This is a genomic window from Azotobacter salinestris, from assembly GCF_009363155.1.
Lineage (GTDB): Bacteria > Pseudomonadota > Gammaproteobacteria > Pseudomonadales > Pseudomonadaceae > Azotobacter > Azotobacter salinestris.
Window position 1 is genome coordinate 554,271 of the sequence record NZ_CP045302.1, and the last position, 14,233, is coordinate 568,503.

The 14,233-nt window shown below is 68.7% G+C and carries 15 protein-coding genes; 2 read left to right on the forward strand and 13 right to left on the reverse strand.

Annotated features, from left to right (window positions below):
• Positions 1 to 143 precede the first annotated feature (143 nt).
• The 4 genes from GCU53_RS02590 to GCU53_RS02605 form a co-directional block, all read right to left on the reverse strand.
• Positions 144 to 1,556 carry a sigma-54-dependent transcriptional regulator gene (locus GCU53_RS02590; RefSeq protein WP_152386232.1) on the reverse strand — a complete coding sequence of 471 codons (1,413 nt, stop codon included), beginning with the start codon at positions 1,554 to 1,556 and terminating at the stop codon, positions 144 to 146.
• 3 nt (positions 1,557 to 1,559) lie between these two features.
• Positions 1,560 to 2,906 (reverse strand): sensor histidine kinase, encoded by a 1,347-nt coding sequence (locus tag GCU53_RS02595; RefSeq protein ID WP_152386233.1) that lies wholly within the window; start codon positions 2,904 to 2,906, stop codon positions 1,560 to 1,562.
• Between the two features lie 360 nt (positions 2,907 to 3,266).
• Positions 3,267 to 3,737: a phosphohistidine phosphatase SixA gene (sixA, locus tag GCU53_RS02600; RefSeq protein ID WP_152386234.1), complete on the reverse strand. Its 471-nt coding sequence runs from the start codon at positions 3,735 to 3,737 to the stop codon at positions 3,267 to 3,269.
• Between the two features lie 30 nt (positions 3,738 to 3,767).
• On the reverse strand, positions 3,768 to 4,790 hold the full coding sequence (locus GCU53_RS02605) for an NAD(P)H-dependent glycerol-3-phosphate dehydrogenase (protein WP_152386235.1): 1,023 nt from the start codon (positions 4,788 to 4,790) through the stop codon (positions 3,768 to 3,770).
• 372 nt (positions 4,791 to 5,162) lie between these two features.
• On the opposite strand from GCU53_RS02605, the gene fabA reads away from it, so the two are divergent.
• Together fabA and fabB are read left to right on the forward strand one after the other, a co-directional pair.
• Complete coding sequence (gene fabA / locus GCU53_RS02615) at positions 5,163 to 5,678, forward strand: 3-hydroxyacyl-[acyl-carrier-protein] dehydratase FabA (protein WP_152386236.1); 516 nt, start codon at positions 5,163 to 5,165, stop codon at positions 5,676 to 5,678.
• A gap of 11 nt (positions 5,679 to 5,689) precedes the next feature.
• Complete coding sequence (gene fabB / locus GCU53_RS02620; RefSeq protein WP_152386237.1) at positions 5,690 to 6,907, forward strand: beta-ketoacyl-ACP synthase I; 1,218 nt, start codon at positions 5,690 to 5,692, stop codon at positions 6,905 to 6,907.
• Positions 6,908 to 6,969: 62 nt separating this feature from the next.
• Here fabB and GCU53_RS02625 read toward each other — a convergent pair whose 3' ends face one another.
• The 9 genes from GCU53_RS02625 to GCU53_RS02665 are packed head-to-tail and all read right to left on the reverse strand — an operon-like array spanning position 6,970 to position 14,229.
• Positions 6,970 to 7,452 carry a type II secretion system protein gene (locus GCU53_RS02625; protein ID WP_152386238.1) on the reverse strand — a complete coding sequence of 161 codons (483 nt, stop codon included), beginning with the start codon at positions 7,450 to 7,452 and terminating at the stop codon, positions 6,970 to 6,972.
• Entirely contained in the window at positions 7,439 to 7,813 is a 375-nt protein-coding gene (locus GCU53_RS02630) for a type II secretion system protein (protein ID WP_152386239.1), read from the reverse strand. Before GCU53_RS02630 ends, GCU53_RS02625 begins: the two co-directional genes overlap by 14 nt.
• Positions 7,814 to 7,815: 2 nt before the next feature.
• Complete coding sequence (locus GCU53_RS02635) at positions 7,816 to 8,298, reverse strand: type II secretion system protein (RefSeq protein WP_152386240.1); 483 nt, start codon at positions 8,296 to 8,298, stop codon at positions 7,816 to 7,818.
• Positions 8,295 to 10,139 carry a secretin N-terminal domain-containing protein gene (locus tag GCU53_RS02640; protein ID WP_152386241.1) on the reverse strand — a complete coding sequence of 615 codons (1,845 nt, stop codon included), beginning with the start codon at positions 10,137 to 10,139 and terminating at the stop codon, positions 8,295 to 8,297. Before GCU53_RS02640 ends, GCU53_RS02635 begins: the two co-directional genes overlap by 4 nt.
• Positions 10,136 to 10,669: a hypothetical protein gene (locus GCU53_RS02645; protein WP_152386242.1), complete on the reverse strand. Its 534-nt coding sequence runs from the start codon at positions 10,667 to 10,669 to the stop codon at positions 10,136 to 10,138. Before GCU53_RS02645 ends, GCU53_RS02640 begins: the two co-directional genes overlap by 4 nt.
• Entirely contained in the window at positions 10,669 to 11,217 is a 549-nt protein-coding gene (locus tag GCU53_RS02650) for a GspMb/PilO family protein (RefSeq protein WP_152386243.1), read from the reverse strand. The genes GCU53_RS02645 and GCU53_RS02650 overlap by 1 nt, the downstream gene beginning before the upstream one ends.
• Positions 11,204 to 11,746 (reverse strand): pilus assembly protein, encoded by a 543-nt coding sequence (locus GCU53_RS02655; protein ID WP_152386244.1) that lies wholly within the window; start codon positions 11,744 to 11,746, stop codon positions 11,204 to 11,206. Before GCU53_RS02655 ends, GCU53_RS02650 begins: the two co-directional genes overlap by 14 nt.
• Position 11,747: 1 nt before the next feature.
• The gene (locus GCU53_RS02660; RefSeq protein WP_244307013.1) at positions 11,748 to 12,527 is read right to left on the reverse strand and encodes a hypothetical protein; all 780 of its coding nucleotides are present in this window, start codon (positions 12,525 to 12,527) and stop codon (positions 11,748 to 11,750) included.
• Positions 12,508 to 14,229 carry a GspE/PulE family protein gene (locus GCU53_RS02665; protein ID WP_152386245.1) on the reverse strand — a complete coding sequence of 574 codons (1,722 nt, stop codon included), beginning with the start codon at positions 14,227 to 14,229 and terminating at the stop codon, positions 12,508 to 12,510. The genes GCU53_RS02660 and GCU53_RS02665 overlap by 20 nt, the downstream gene beginning before the upstream one ends.
• Positions 14,230 to 14,233 lie beyond the last annotated feature (4 nt).

A 14,233-nucleotide genomic window follows, 5' to 3' on the forward strand; every position in this document is an offset into this window, starting at 1 on the left:
GGCACGGCGGCCAGCCTTTGCCCATACCTGCAGGGAAACAAGCAAGGCGGCTTTGCAAGCGTGCATTCGCCGCCTTCTGCAGCAGCGGAGCTCTAAAGATAGCTCCGTCCAGGCCGTGCGGAGAGCAGCCTCCCGCCGCGGGCCTAGTGACGACGATCCGGCCGCGCCAGCCCCAGCTTCTCGATCCGGTAGCGCAACATGTCCCGCGTCAGCCCCAGCAGCCGCGCCGACTTGGTCACGTTCCAGTCGGTCCTGTCCAGCGTGCGCAGCACCAGGTCGCGCTCCACTTCCGGCAGGTTGACTCCCTCCCCCGCCAGCGCCGCCCCCGGCTCCCGCAGCGGGCGCGCCTCGCCCCCCTCCGTCAGCTCCGGACAGAGCGCCAGCTGCGCCGGCCCGATCAGGTTGCCCGTCGCCAGCAGCGCGCTCTGCTCCAGCATGTTGCGCAGCTCGCGCACGTTGCCCGGCCAGCTGTAGCGCCTGAGCAGCGCCCGCGCCTCCGCGCCGAACGCCAGCTCCGGCTTGCCGTAGCGCCGCCCGTGCAGCGCCAGGTAGTGCTCGGCCAGGGCGATCACGTCCTCGCCGCGCTCGCGCAGCGGCGGCACCTTCAGCTCGATGATCCGCAGGCGGAAGAACAGGTCGCGGCGGAACCGGCCCTGCTGCACCATCCGCTCCAGGTTGCAGTTGGTGGCGGCGACGATGCGCAGGTCCACCCGCCGCTCCCTGACCGCCCCCAGCCGGCGGATGCTGCGGTCCTCCAGCAGCTTGAGCAGCTTGGCCTGCAGCGGCAGCTCGATCTCGCCGATCTCGTCGAGGAACAGGGTGCCGCCGTCCGCCGCCTCCACCAGCCCGACCCGCCGCTCCTTGGCGTCGGTGAAGGCGCCCCGCTCGTGGCCGAACAGCTCCGCCTCCAGCAGGTGCGCCGGGATCGCCGCGCAGTTGACCTCGACGAAGGGGCCGTGGCGCCGGCTGCCGTCGAAATGCAGGGCGCGGGCGACCAGCTCCTTGCCGGTGCCGGTCTCGCCCTCGATCAGCACCACCGGCAGGTCGGCATCGGTCATCCGGCGTTCCGCCTCCAGCAGCTGGCGCACCTTCGCCTTCAGCGCGTGCATCGCCGGCGACTCGCCGATCAGCGCCTCCAGCCCCGCCTCCCGCGCCTCGCGCGCCTGGTAGAAGGACAGCGCGTGCTCCAGGCGCTGCGCCTCCAGCGCCTTGTCGATCAGCAGCCTGAGCTCGGCCAGCACCACCGGCTTGGTCAGGTAGTGATAGGAGCCGGCCTTCATCGCCGCCACCGCGTCCTCCACGTTGCCGTAGCCGGTCATCACGATCGGCTTGATGCGCGGCTCCTGGGCGCGCACCCGGGCGACCAGCTCCAGCCCGCTCATCCCCGGCAGCGAATGGTCGGTCAGCAGCACGTCGGGGCGCTGCTCGCCGAGCGCCTCCAAAGCCTCCTCGGCCGAGCCGCAGACCCGCGCCTCGTACTGTTTGCGCTCCAGATAGGTGCGTATGTTGCCCGCTAGCGTCGCGTCGTCCTCGACGATCAGAATGCTGTGTTCCATGTGCTATCCCCCCTCTGCAATCCTGAAGACCAGACACACCTCGGTTCCCTCCCTTTCCCGGCTCTCCAGCCGGACGGCGCCGCCGAAGCGCTCCATGATCCGCTTGACCAGCACCAGCCCCACGCCCAGCCCGCCGCGCTTGGTGGTGTAGAAGGCCTTGAAGGCCATCGCCAGCTGCTCCTTGGTCATGCCGTTGCCGCTGTCGCCGATGGTCAGGCGCAGGCGCCGCTCCAGGGCGTCGACGGCAATGCGGATGCGCAGCGAGCCGCCCCGCGGCATGGCCTCGATGGCGTTGGCGATCACGCTGTTGAGCACCTGGGCGAACAGCACCCGGTGGCTGAGCACCGTCGGCGCCGGCGGCGCCGGCCAGTCGACCCGGATGTTGGCGGCGCCAAGCTGGTGCGCGAAGGCGTGCAGCACGTCGTCCAGCGCGGCGACCGGGTTCACCGCCTCGCGCTCGCCGCTAAGCGGGCGGGAGGCGATCAGCAGCTCGCTGACGCACTTGGACAGGCGGTCGACCTGGCCGATGATGTCCTCGAGGTTCTTGCGCACCGGCGCGTCCTCGGCGTCCAGCGCCAGCTCGGCGCTGGAGCGGATCGCGGCGAGCGGGTTGCGCAGGCTGTGGGCCACGGCGCTGGACATCTCGCCCAGGGCCACCACCGTCTCGTTGGCCACCAGCTGCCGCTGCTGGGCGGCGAGCAGGCCGGAGAGCCGCCAGATCATCCAGAACAGCCCGAGGCAGATCAGCAGGCCGCCGAGCATGGCGGCCAGCCAGAACACCAGGTAGCTGCGCTGCAGCTGGGCGAGCAGGTCGAGCGGCTGCTTGTGGATCTCCAGCAGGGACGCCAGCCGGCCCGTCTCGTCCCGCAGCGGGATGTAGTGCTCGACCTGGAGGCTTCCCGGCGGGCTGAGGAAGTTCGTGCCGCTCGCCCTGAAATGACTGGCGGTGATCGTGTCGCCGCAGCTGAAGGCCTCCTCGAGGCCAGGGTTGGCGCCCCGGGTACCGACCAGTTGCGGATCGGTCGACCAGAGGATGGTCCGGTCGGGGCCGTGCAGGTTGACCCGCTGCACCTCGGGGAGGCTGGCGATATGGTCGAGGAGCCTGTCGTAGCGGTGCGTCTGCGGCATCCCTCCGGAGACGCTGTCTTCAGGCTCGGCATGGTGCCGCTCCATGTCGGCGATCGCGCGGATCGCCTGGGCCGTCAGCAGGCCATCGCGCCGAACGCTCTCGGTCAGCAGAAAACGGGTGGAAAGGACGGCAAGCAGGACGACGACCGTGGTGATGACGGCAAAGCTGACCAGGGAGAACCATCTGATCAGATTGAACCGCTTCGGGATTTCCGCGCCCAAGGTACTCGCCTCCCTGCGAGAAGGATGCCTCTGGAACCCGACTGGCTCATCCTCTTGTTGTTCTGGTGAGATTTTTATAGCCCATCGCCATAGGACCGCTAAGCACGATTGGCGATTATCAACGTCGGTGCTTATACAAGAATCGCCAGCCTAGCGGCTGTATGTGTCAGCTTTGGGTCAAGCGTGCCAATTCATGTCCTGCGACTGCACGCCATCGCCCGACGGGGCGGAAACAGTAAAGCACGGGAATGCCGCCACTGCCGCGGGCGGGCCTTGGGGATCGCCGGGCCGGGGCGGCGGCCCGCGTGTGGTTAGGGTCTGTTGGCGTTTTGGCGGCCTGCGCCAAAACGCCAACAGACCCTAATGGTGCTTGTGCCCCGGATGATGGAGGGCACGCAGATACATGGCGCCGGCCAGCGGCAGCTCGCCCTCCAGCTCGGCCAGGCTGGCGGTCTGCATGGGCACCGGGTCCTGCAGGTGGCCATGGATCAGCAGGCCGGCCAGTGCACCGACGAAGGGCTGGTGGCTGACCAGCAGAAGCTCCTCCTCGCTGCGCTCGGCCAGCAGGTCGAGGACCTGGCGCGGATCGTCGTCCGGCGTCAGCCAGTCGGCCACCTGCAGGTGCAGCCCGCCATCGAGCAGATCCTCCACCAGTTCGGCAGTCTGCCGGGCACGCACATAGGGGCTGCAGAGAATCGTCCGCAGGGGCCGGCCGATCAGGTGCAAGGCCGCCTGATGGACCTCCTTGCGGCCGTGCCGGGTCAGCTCGCGCTCGGCATCGGTACGGGCGTGCGGCTCGGCCTCGCCATGTCGCAACAACCAGAGTTTCATCGAGATCTCCTCACCGGCCGGGATGGGGGCTCAGAAGCCACTGGTGGAAATGAAGTCCACATCCGTCTTCGGCTCGCCGGTCATCAGTGCCTCGATGACCTGGGCCAGGGTGCGCCCTTCGAACAGGATGGCGTGGAGGCCGGCGACCAGAGGCATGTAGACGCCGAGCTCCTCGGCCTTGGCCTTGAGCACCCGCAGGGTGTTGACCCCTTCGGCCACCTCGCCGAGACGCGCCACCGCCTCCTCCAGACTGAGGCCCTGGCCGAGGGCATAACCCACCTGATAGTTGCGGCTCTTCGGCGAAGTGCAGGTGACGATCAGGTCGCCAACCCCGGCCAGGCCGAGGAAAGTCATGGGGTTGGCGCCGAGCCGTGCGGCGAAGCGCGTCATCTCGGCGAGGGCGCGGGTGATCAGCATGCTCTTGGTGTTCTCGCCCATGCCCAGCGCGGCGGCCATGCCGGCCATGATCGCGTAGACGTTCTTCAGCGCCCCGCCGAGCTCGGCGCCGAAGCGGTCGCCGCTGGCGTAAACGCGGAAGGTGCGCCCGTGCAGCACGGCCTGCACCGCCCGGCACAGTGCCTCGTCCTCGCTGGCGATGACCGTGGCGGTCAGCGCATGCTCGGCGATCTCCCGCGCCAGGTTCGGCCCGGAAAGCACGCCGATGCGCGCCGCAGGAGCGATCTCCTCGATGATCTGGCTCATCAGCTTGAAGCTCTGCGCCTCGATTCCCTTGGTGGTGCTGACCAGCATCTTCCCGGCCAGCAGCGCGGACACCGGCTGCAGCGCCTGGCGCAGGGCGCTGGAGGGCAGCACGACGAAGATCAGCTCGCTGCCGGCAACCGTGGCGGCGAGATCGATGACCGGCTCGACGCCGGGCAGTACCTTGACGCCCTTCAGGTAGCGCGGATTCTCCCGCTGCGTGCGGATCGCCTCGGCCTGCTCCGGATCGCGCATCCACAGCCGCACGGCCTGGCCGTTCTCCGCCAGCAGGTTGGCGAGCGCCGTGCCGAAGCTGCCGCCGCCGAGCACCGCGATGGGTTGTCTTGCAATCATCTCGTTCCTCCATACGGCAATCGGTCGGCATTATACGGGGTGGGGCCGTCGCGACCAGTCATCGGTTATCCCTTGCACGGGGAGCGGCACTGACGTAAGCATTTTGAAACGCAGGCAAGCTCCCCAGGGTCCGCCGACGGCCCTTCCTCCCCCCAACAAGTGGTAAACTAGGCAATTACGGCCGACCTTCGTCATTCCGCTCCCATGCATTGGACAGCCGGCGGTAACGCCATGGCCGGGATGACAGTGCTCGGCACTGTGACTTTCAACACCAGGCAACAGTCTATGACTAGGCTGCCGGATCATACCCCCATTGCCTGTGGCCACCAGACGCTTCGTCCGCCGTCACGAACGGACCATTGAGGAATTTGCATGACCAAACAACACGCCTATACCCGGGAAGACCTGCTGCGCTGCGCTCGCGGCGAGCTGTTCGGTCCGGGTAATGCGCAACTGCCCGCCCCCAATATGTTGATGGTTGATCGCATCACGCATATCAGCGACACCGGCGGCAAGTACGGCAAGGGCGAAATGGTCGCCGAACTGGACATCAACCCGGACCTGTGGTTCTTCGCCTGCCACTTCGAAGGGGATCCGGTCATGCCGGGCTGCCTGGGCCTCGACGCCATGTGGCAGCTGGTCGGCTTCTACCTGGGCTGGCAGGGCAATCCGGGCCGCGGCCGGGCCCTGGGCTCGGGCGAAGTCAAATTCTTCGGCCAGGTGCTGCCGACGGCGAAGAAACTCACCTACAACATCCACATCAAGCGCACCATCAGCCGCTCGCTGATCCTCGGCATCGCCGACGGCACCGTCAGCGTCGATGGCCGCGAGATCTACAGTGCCGAAGGCCTGCGCGTCGGCCTGTTCACCTCTACCGACAGCTTCTGAAGGACACCCACATGCGTCGCGTCGTGATCACTGGCCTCGGCATCGTATCCTGCCTGGGCAATGACAAGGACACCGTATCCGCCAACCTGCGTGCCGGCCGGCCAGGGATTCGCCACAACCCCTCCTACGCCGAAATGGGCCTGCGCAGCCAGGTATCCGGTTCCATCGACCTGGACCTGGAAGCGCTGATCGACCGCAAGGTCTACCGCTTCATGGGTGACGCCGCCGCCTTCGCCTACCTGTCCATGGAACAGGCGATCAAGGATGCCGGCCTGAGCGCGGAAGAGATCTCCAACCCGCGCGTCGGCCTGATCGCCGGCTCCGGCGGTGCCTCCACCTTCAACCAGATGGAGGCCATGGACATCCTGCGCGAGAAGGGCGTCAAGCGCGTCGGCCCGTACCGCGTGCCGCGCACCATGGGCAGCACCGTCTCCGCCTGCCTGGCCACCCCCTTCAAGATCAAGGGCGTGAACTACTCCATCTCCTCGGCCTGCGCCACCAGCGCCCACTGCATCGGCAGCGCCATGGAGCAGATCCTGATGGGCAAGCAGGACATGGTCTTCGCCGGCGGCGGCGAAGAGGAACACTGGAGCCAGAGCTTCCTGTTCGACGCCATGGGCGCCCTGTCCACCCAGTACAACGACACCCCGGAAAAGGCCTCGCGCGCCTACGACGCCAAGCGTGACGGCTTCGTCATCGCCGGCGGCGGCGGCATGGTGGTGGTCGAGGAGCTGGAACACGCCCTCAAGCGCGGCGCGAAGATCTATGCCGAAATCATCGGCTACGGTGCCACCTCCGACGGCTACGACATGGTCGCCCCGAGCGGCGAAGGCGCGGTGCGCTGCATGCAGCTGGCTTTGTCCACGGTCGACACCCCGATCGACTACCTGAACACCCACGGCACCTCAACCCCGGTCGGCGACGTGGCCGAAGCCAAGGCCGTGCGCACCGTGTTCGGCGACAAGGCCCCGGCGATCAGCTCGACCAAGAGCCTGTCCGGCCACTCGCTGGGTGCCGCCGGCGTACAGGAAGCGATCTACAGCCTGCTGATGATGGAAGGCAACTTCATTGCCGGCTCGGCCAACATCGAGGAACTGGATCCGGAAGTCGCCGATCTGCCGATCGTGCAGAAGACCCGCGAGAACGTCACCCTGAACACCGTGATGAGCAACAGCTTCGGCTTCGGTGGCACCAACGCCACCCTGGTGTTCAAGCGCTGGCAGGGCTGAGCCAGGGCTCACCCTTGATGCAGAACGCCCCGCCTCGCCGGGGCGTTCTGCTTTCCGGGCCCCTATTCCTGGCGGAAGAACGGCTCGGCGACGAACTGCCAGTCGGCATAGCGGGTCGTCCCCTCGAAACTCTCCCACCCCGGCGGAAAGTTCGCGCTCTTCAGCGGGCGCCGCTCGGACAGGCTGTACACCCCGGCGATGCGCCCGTCGCTCGAGCGGATCAGCCCCCACTCGCGGCTGCCGGTGACGGGGTCGGCATAGAGCCGGCGCAGGTGGCGCTGGCGCTTGATCTGCCGGCGGTCCTCCAGCAGCTCCTCGAGGCTCTGCGGATACTGGGCGATGCCCGGCGAGTTGCGGTGGTAGCTGCGCAGCGCCATGGCGTACTGGTTGCCGATCCACAGCAGGTCGCGTTCCCGGTCGCGCTGGCTGGCGGTGGACCAGAGCTGGCCGGCCGCAGCCAGCGCGCCGCCCATCAGCGCGACGAGAAACAGCACACCCAGATAGGTGAAGCCCCGCTGCCCGCGCATCGCCTCACCACTCGGCATACAGGCTGCCGTCCTTCCCCCGCCCATCCGCGCCGCTCCTGACGTCGGCGACGCCGCCGGGAATGCCCTCGGGCGGAGGCAGCAACACCCACAGGTCGCTGCGCTCGGTGATCGGGTCCACCGGCAGGCTGCGCAGGTAGCGCTGCTCCACCAGCGTCTCCAGGCTCTCCGGATAGCTGCCGGTGTCGCCGTAGTACTGGTCCAGGGCATCGCGCATCACCGCCAGGCTCTGCTTGAGGGTGGTTTCCCTGGAGTACTCGAGGCTGGAGAAATAGCGCGGCACGGCGATGGTCAGCAGGCTGGCGATGATCGCCATGACTACCAGCAGCTCGATCAGGGTGAATCCGGCCTGTCGTCGCATAACTACCACTCCCGGTACGGAATGCCGTTGAGTCCGCGGCCTTCGGACAGCGAATAAACGTCGAAGACGTCCTCGCCGGCCTGCGGGCGCTCCGCGGAACTGTCGTAGCTGCGCAGCCCCCAGCTCTCCAGCGCGCTCACGCCCGGCTCGGCGAAGGGATCGCGGGGAATCCGCCGGAGGAAATACAGCTTGCTCCCCGACGGGTTGCGCAGGTCGCGCACGCCCTCCACCAACACCTCCAGCGAAGGCGGATAGCCGCTGCCCAGGGCGGATTTTTCGATGAAGCCGGCGTCGGCCGCCTGCTTGTAGGCGTCGATGGCGTCGCGGATGCGGTACAGCGCGGTTTTCAGCTCCTGCTCCTTGCCGCGGCGGATCACCGTCTCGGTCAGCGGCGCAGCCATGCCGACCAGCAGCCCGAGGATCGCCAGGGCGATCACCAGCTCCAGCAGCGAGAAGCCGCGCGCCCGCCCCGGCCCGCCGCTCATCGCCGCTCGACCTCGGCGGCGGCCAGCGGCACGGGCTTCTTCGGCGGCCGCTGGCTGAGGTCGCCCTCGCGGGGCAGCGCGGCCGGACGCAGGCGCAGGCTGGTCTCGGTGCCGGACTCGAACTCCATGTCGTAGGGGCTCTGGTACGGCAGGTTGCGGACGATGCGCGGAGTGATCGACAGCACCAGCTCGGACTTGCTCAGGGTGTCCTTGTTGCTGCCGAACAGCCGGCCGATGCCGGGAATGTCGCCCAGCCCGGGAATGCGGTCGCCCGACTTGCCCTGGTCGTTGCGCATCAGGCCGGCCAGCACCTGGGTTTCGCCGTCGCGCAGGCGCAGGGTGGTGACCGCGTTGCGGGTGTCCACCTGGATCGGGATGGTCCCCGCTTCCGTGCGTGCCAGCTGGGTCGCGTTGCTCACCTCCAGCCCCACCTTGATGGCGACTTCGTCGTTCAGGTGGATGGTCGGCTCGACCTCCAGCTTCAGGCCCACATCCAGGTAGGTGATGCTCTCGGTGATCACCGGGCCCTGGGTCGAGGGGGTCGAGGTGGCGCTGACCACCGGCACCCGCTCGCCGATGTGGATGCGCGCCTGCTCGCGGTTGCTGACCCGCAGCACCGGGCTGGCCAAGGTGTTGATGTCGCTGTCGTTGGCGTTGATCTTCAGCTTCGGCGCTCCATTGATCGAAATGCGGTCAGAGTTGATTCCGCGCAACTGGCTGAGAATGCTCACGTCGCCGCCGTCCTCGGTGAGGATGCCGAAGGTATTCGGCCATTGCAGACCGAGATCGAGGATGCGCTTGCGCGAGACCTCCATCACCTCCAGCTCCAGCACCACCTCGGGATTGGCCTGATCCTGGGCCTGGAACAACCGCTCGGCCAGGTGCACCGCATCCGGCGTGTCGCGCATGGTCAGGGTGTTGAGGCGCTCGTCGACGAACACGTCGCGGGTCTTGAGAAGGGTCTTGACCATGTTCAGCGCGGTGTTGGCATCGATATTGGTCAGGTAGAAGGTCTTCAGCACCAGCTCCTGGTAGTCCTTGAGCTTCTGTGGGGTGTTCGGATAGATCAGGATGGTGTTGTCGTTGACCACCTTCTGCTTCAGCTGGCTCTGCTGCAGCAGCAGGTCGACCGCATCCTCGATGGCCACCTGGCGGACGTAGATGGTCGCCTTGAGGTCCGGGCGCACGTCCTGGTCGAAGATGAAGTTCATGCCTGCAGTCTGCGCCAGCACCTCGAACACCAGCTTCAGGTTGGCCTCGCGGAACTCCAGGCTCACCGGCTTCTGCAGCCTGGAGCGCAGCTGCGGATAGGTGACGGCGGTCTGCGCGCGGGTGCCCTCGATGCCCGCCTGCAAGGCCAGCGCGCCCTCGTGCCGCGGCTCCAGGGTGAGGATCGAGCGCACCAGCCGCTCGGCCCCGACCAGATCGCCGCGAGCCAGGGCCAGCTCGGCCTGGCGGTACTGTTCGGCGACGTTGCGCAGCTGGACGATCTGGCGCATCCCCTCGGTGGCCCGGGCATTGCCCGGCTCGATGGCCAGCACCCGCTGGAAGGCAACCTGCGCGGCCTCGTTGTTGCGCGCGGTGCGCGCCTGCTCGGCCTGGGTCAGCAGCTTGGTGACCACCAGCGCCCGCTGGGTGGTCAGGGCGATCTGTACATTGGTGTCGTGCGGGGCCCGGTGTGCCGCTTCGGCGAGCTGCGCCAGCCCCTCCTCGTAACGCCCCTGGTCGATCAGGGCGATGCCCTCCCTGGCAGGCTGTCCGGCACAGCCGGCCAGCAGCAGGCCGCCCAGCAACAGCGGCAGGCAGAAGCCGCGTGCATCCTTGCGCATTGCGATGGTCATGGACGGTCCCCCACGGACAGCGACTGGGTCTGGTTGAGTGGCAGATAGACGAGGGTCAGCTCGTCGCCGGCGATCTTCTCCACCCGGTAGGTTCCGTCGATCACGTCGCCGGCCTGCACCGTGTGCACGCGGTCGTCGCGCAGCAGAAAGACCCTGAGGCTGACGCTGTCGTCCAGCCTCCCGATGAATTCGAAGGGCAAGGGCGGCGCCTCCGGCGCAGACGGCGGCAGCGGCGCGACCGCCAGCGGCGGCCCCTCCCCGAGCGGACGGCGCGGCGGCGGCGCTCGCCAGCTGCGCGCGGCGAACAGATCCGCCTGCGGCACCGCCCGGCTCGTCGGCCCGCTCTGCAGCCTGCGCATCTGCGCCTGAACCTCGGAGCCGGAGCGCACCTCCGGCTTCGCGGCCGGCCCGCCGCTGTGGGTCACCACCGGCAGGAGCTCCTCCTCCTGCGGGAAGAACTCGGGCAGCAGCGCCAGCAGCCCCGCGCCGCCGAGAAACGCCAGCCAGCCCAGCAGCCGTCGCCTTTCCATCACCACCTCGACAGATAGAGAGTCATGCGAATGCGCCCGTCGAGTTCGGTCTGATGGATTTCCTTGCGCTTGAACTCGACATCCTCCAGCACCAGCGCCGGCACCTCGGCCAGCAGGCTGTGCAGGAAGCGGCGCAGCTGCGGATAGCCGGCGCGCACCGGCAGGAGGATGCGGTAGCGCGCCAGGCGGGTTTTCGGGTCGATGCCGAGGGAATACTCGCCACGGGCCAGCGACAGGTTCTCCGCCCGGGCCGCCGCATAGATGCGGTCGATGGTGGCGGTCGCCGCCGGTTGCGCCGGCAGCTGGCGATGGAAGTCGGCCAGTTGCTGGCCCGGTCCCTGGGGCGGCAGCTCGACGCCGCGCTCGATCCGCACCTGACGCTCGCGGGCTTCGACGATGCGCCCGGCCAGCGCCTCGCGCTCCTGCCAGGCCGGCCACAGGCCCAGCAGCCCATGGGCCGTGGCCAGCACCAGCAGCGCGGCGCCGACGGCACCCGGCCAGCCCAGCCGCCGGAGCCGCTCGCGGAGAATCAGCCTATGGACGCCCATCCGGCACCTCCCAGGTCGCCAGCAGATTGAAGCGGATCGGCCGCTCCGCCACCTGGACGAGCACCTCGTGATCGAGCAGGGACACGTCGCTCAAACCGTCGCTGTCCTCGAGGCGCTGATGGAACTCCAGCATCGCCTCCAGATTGCGCGCCTCGGCGGTGATGCGCAGCAGCCGCTTGCGCGCATCCGGGGCCAGGGCAAGCAGGGCGACGTCCTTGAGCGGCAACGCCTCCAGGGTGGCGAACAGCCCGTTCCACGGGAGGTTCAGCGCCGCCGAGACCCGGCGCATTTCCGCCAGGCTGGCCTGCTGGGCCAGGCTCTCGGCCTTCGACAGCGGCGCCTGGCGGACCTCGCCGCCCTGCTCCGGCTGCAGCCGGGCGAGCTCCTGCACGGCCTGCGCCCGGTCCGCATCGAGCCGCTGCTGCACTGCCCAGAGCGCTCCGGCTAGAAGCAGGCCGGTGGCCAGCAGCACCCAGCCGAGCGGGCTGGCGATGGAGCGGCGCTGAAAATCGAGTTCGAGCGGACGCATCTCAATTCACCGTCATGGCCATGGCCTGCAGGGTATCCACCGATGTCCGCGGCAGTTCCAGGGCCTGCAGCCCGGCCGGCGGCGGTGCCGTGCGACCCGGCGCATGCAGGTAGCGCGCCGCGCCCTCCAGCCCCTGCAGCCCGCTTTCCCGCTCGACCAGTGCGAGCAGCGCCGCATCGTCCCCGCCATCGCTCACCGAGCGCACACAGACCCAGGCTCCATCCCGGGCCAGCAGCAGACTGCTGCGCCCCGGCTCGGCGAGCACGAAGAGGAAGTCGTCCGCCGGCAGCTTCCCGGCGAAACGGTTGAAGGCCGCCATCAGGTAGGGCTGCACCGAGGAGAGGCGCAGCCCGGCGCCCTGCAGCGCGAGCTGCAGGCGCTCCAGCAGCCCCCGTTCGATGGCCGCCGCCAGCCGCGGCTGGCCGGCCGGCGCCGGCGACAGGCGCAGCAGCCAGTCGTCGGCGAGCGCGCCGTAGATCTCCTGGAAGCGGAAGCGCGCATAGGCCTCGAGCTCCTCCGGCGTACCGATGCCGTCGCTCCAGGGAATCAGCGCGAAACGCACGAAGCGGCTCGACAGCACCAGGGGCAGGCTGCCGCGCCCGCGGCCCAGCTCGCCGAGAAGACGCTCCAGCGCCTGTGCCGCACCGCTCCAGGCCGGCCCCTCGGCCTGGCCGTACTCGGCGCCGCCGAGCAGCTCCAGCCCGCCGCGGCGCCGTCGGAACAGCGCCAGGCGCGTGGCGCCGAGCACGGCGATGCGCCGTTCAGCCCACGAAAGTGACACGGTTGATCTCCTCCAGGGTGGTCCTTCCGCTGCGCACCAGTTCCACCGCCGAGCTGCGCAACAGGCGCAGCCCGCGGCGGCGGGCCAGTTCCTTGATCTGCGAGATGGGCTGGCGCTCGACGATCATCTGGCGGATCTCGTCGTCGAGCAGCAAGAGCTCGGCGATCGCCTTGCGCCCGCGATAGCCCGAGCCGCGGCAGCGCCCGCAGCCGCTGCCCTGGACGAAGCGGAAATCGCCGACTCCGGCCGGGTCCAGCCCGGAAGTCAGGAGCTCCTCCTCGCTCGGCGCGACGGGCGCGGCGCAGTCCGGGCAGACCAGGCGCACCAGGCGCTGGGCGAGCACCGCGTTGAGCGCGGAGACGAAGCTGTAGGGATCGACCTCCATCTGCACGAAACGGCCGATCACGTCGAACACGTTGTTGGCGTGGATGGTGGTGAACACCAGGTGGCCGGTGAGCGCCGACTGCACGGCGATCTGCGCGGTCTCCGGGTCGCGGATCTCGCCGACCATGATCTTGTCCGGATCGTGGCGCAGGATCGAGCGCAGGCCGCGGGCGAAGGTCAGGCCCTTCTTCTCGTTGACCGGGATCTGCAGCACCCCGGGCAGTTGGTATTCCACCGGGTCCTCGATGGTGATGATCTTGTCCACCCCGTGGTTGATCTCGGTGATCATCGCGTACAGGGTGGTGGTCTTGCCGCTGCCGGTGGGGCCGGTCACCAGCACCATGCCGTAGGGCTCGGCGGCCAGCCGGCGCAGGCTGCGCAGGGTCGCCTCCTCGAAGCCCAGCGCCTCCAGGCTGACGCCGCTGACGCGGTCGGCCAGATCCTGCTTGTCGAGCACCCGCAGCACCGCGTCCTCGCCGAAGATGCTCGGCATGATCGACACCCGGAAGTCGATCTGCCGGCCGTGGATGCCGACCTTGAAACGGCCGTCCTGGGGCACCCGCTTCTCGCCGATGTCCAGTTCGGCCATCACCTTGATCCGCGAGATCACCTGGTCGGCGATCTCGCTACCCTGCACCCGGCCGATGGAGTTGAGCACCCCGTCGATGCGGTACTTGATCACCAGGCCGTTGCCGGTCATGCCCAGGTGGATGTCGCTGGCGTGCATCTTCAGCGCGTCGTAGAGGGTCGAATTGACCAGCTTGACCACCACGCTGGAGTCCTCGCTGATCCGCGCCAGCGACAGGTTCTCCACCGTCTCGGCCTCGACCGAGCCGGCGGCGTCGGCGCCCAGCGACTCGACGGCCTGGAAGGCCTCCTCGTGGCGCGCCAGGTAGCCGGCCAGATCGGCCGGATGCACCAGGTACAGCGGCGCGCCCTCCAGGCAGGCGTCGATCCAGGCCAGGCGGTCGTCGTCGAAGGGATCGGCGAACACCCCGACCTCGCGCTCGTCCAGGCGGACCACGGCGAACTCGCGCTTGAGCGCCTGGGCCAGCGCCAGCCGCTCGAACGCCGGGCGGCTGGCGAACAGCGTCTCGCCGTCCAGCACCGGATAATGCAGGGTCGCCCCCAGGCGGCGGACGAACTCCTCAGGCGCCAGCCCGGCCAGTGCCTCCAGCGCCTCGAGTACCCGCCCGCCGCCGCTCGCCGCTCGCTCGCGGGCCTCGCGCAGCAGCGGCGCCGCGAAGCGGGCCTCGCCCGCCGTCTCCGTGGCCGGCCCATCGCCGCCGGCCGCGCTCCCTGGAGAAAGACTGTCCATACGA

Excerpts from the sequence above, each read along its gene's own strand:
- GCU53_RS02590 (WP_152386232.1), bottom strand. The coding sequence starts at position 1,556 with ATGGAACACAGCATTCTGATCGTCGAGGACGACGCGACGCTAGCGGGC.
- sixA (WP_152386234.1), bottom strand. The coding sequence starts at position 3,737 with ATGAAACTCTGGTTGTTGCGACATGGCGAGGCCGAGCCGCACGCCCGT.
- GCU53_RS02605 (WP_152386235.1), bottom strand. The coding sequence starts at position 4,790 with ATGATTGCAAGACAACCCATCGCGGTGCTCGGCGGCGGCAGCTTCGGC.
- fabA (WP_152386236.1), top strand. The coding sequence starts at position 5,163 with ATGACCAAACAACACGCCTATACCCGGGAAGACCTGCTGCGCTGCGCT.
- fabB (WP_152386237.1), top strand. The coding sequence starts at position 5,690 with ATGCGTCGCGTCGTGATCACTGGCCTCGGCATCGTATCCTGCCTGGGC.
- GCU53_RS02625 (WP_152386238.1), bottom strand. The coding sequence starts at position 7,452 with ATGCCGAGTGGTGAGGCGATGCGCGGGCAGCGGGGCTTCACCTATCTG.
- GCU53_RS02630 (WP_152386239.1), bottom strand. The coding sequence starts at position 7,813 with ATGCGACGACAGGCCGGATTCACCCTGATCGAGCTGCTGGTAGTCATG.
- GCU53_RS02635 (WP_152386240.1), bottom strand. The coding sequence starts at position 8,298 with ATGAGCGGCGGGCCGGGGCGGGCGCGCGGCTTCTCGCTGCTGGAGCTG.
- GCU53_RS02640 (WP_152386241.1), bottom strand. The coding sequence starts at position 10,139 with ATGACCATCGCAATGCGCAAGGATGCACGCGGCTTCTGCCTGCCGCTG.
- GCU53_RS02645 (WP_152386242.1), bottom strand. The coding sequence starts at position 10,669 with ATGGAAAGGCGACGGCTGCTGGGCTGGCTGGCGTTTCTCGGCGGCGCG.
- GCU53_RS02650 (WP_152386243.1), bottom strand. The coding sequence starts at position 11,217 with ATGGGCGTCCATAGGCTGATTCTCCGCGAGCGGCTCCGGCGGCTGGGC.
- GCU53_RS02655 (WP_152386244.1), bottom strand. The coding sequence starts at position 11,746 with ATGCGTCCGCTCGAACTCGATTTTCAGCGCCGCTCCATCGCCAGCCCG.
- GCU53_RS02665 (WP_152386245.1), bottom strand. The coding sequence starts at position 14,229 with ATGGACAGTCTTTCTCCAGGGAGCGCGGCCGGCGGCGATGGGCCGGCC.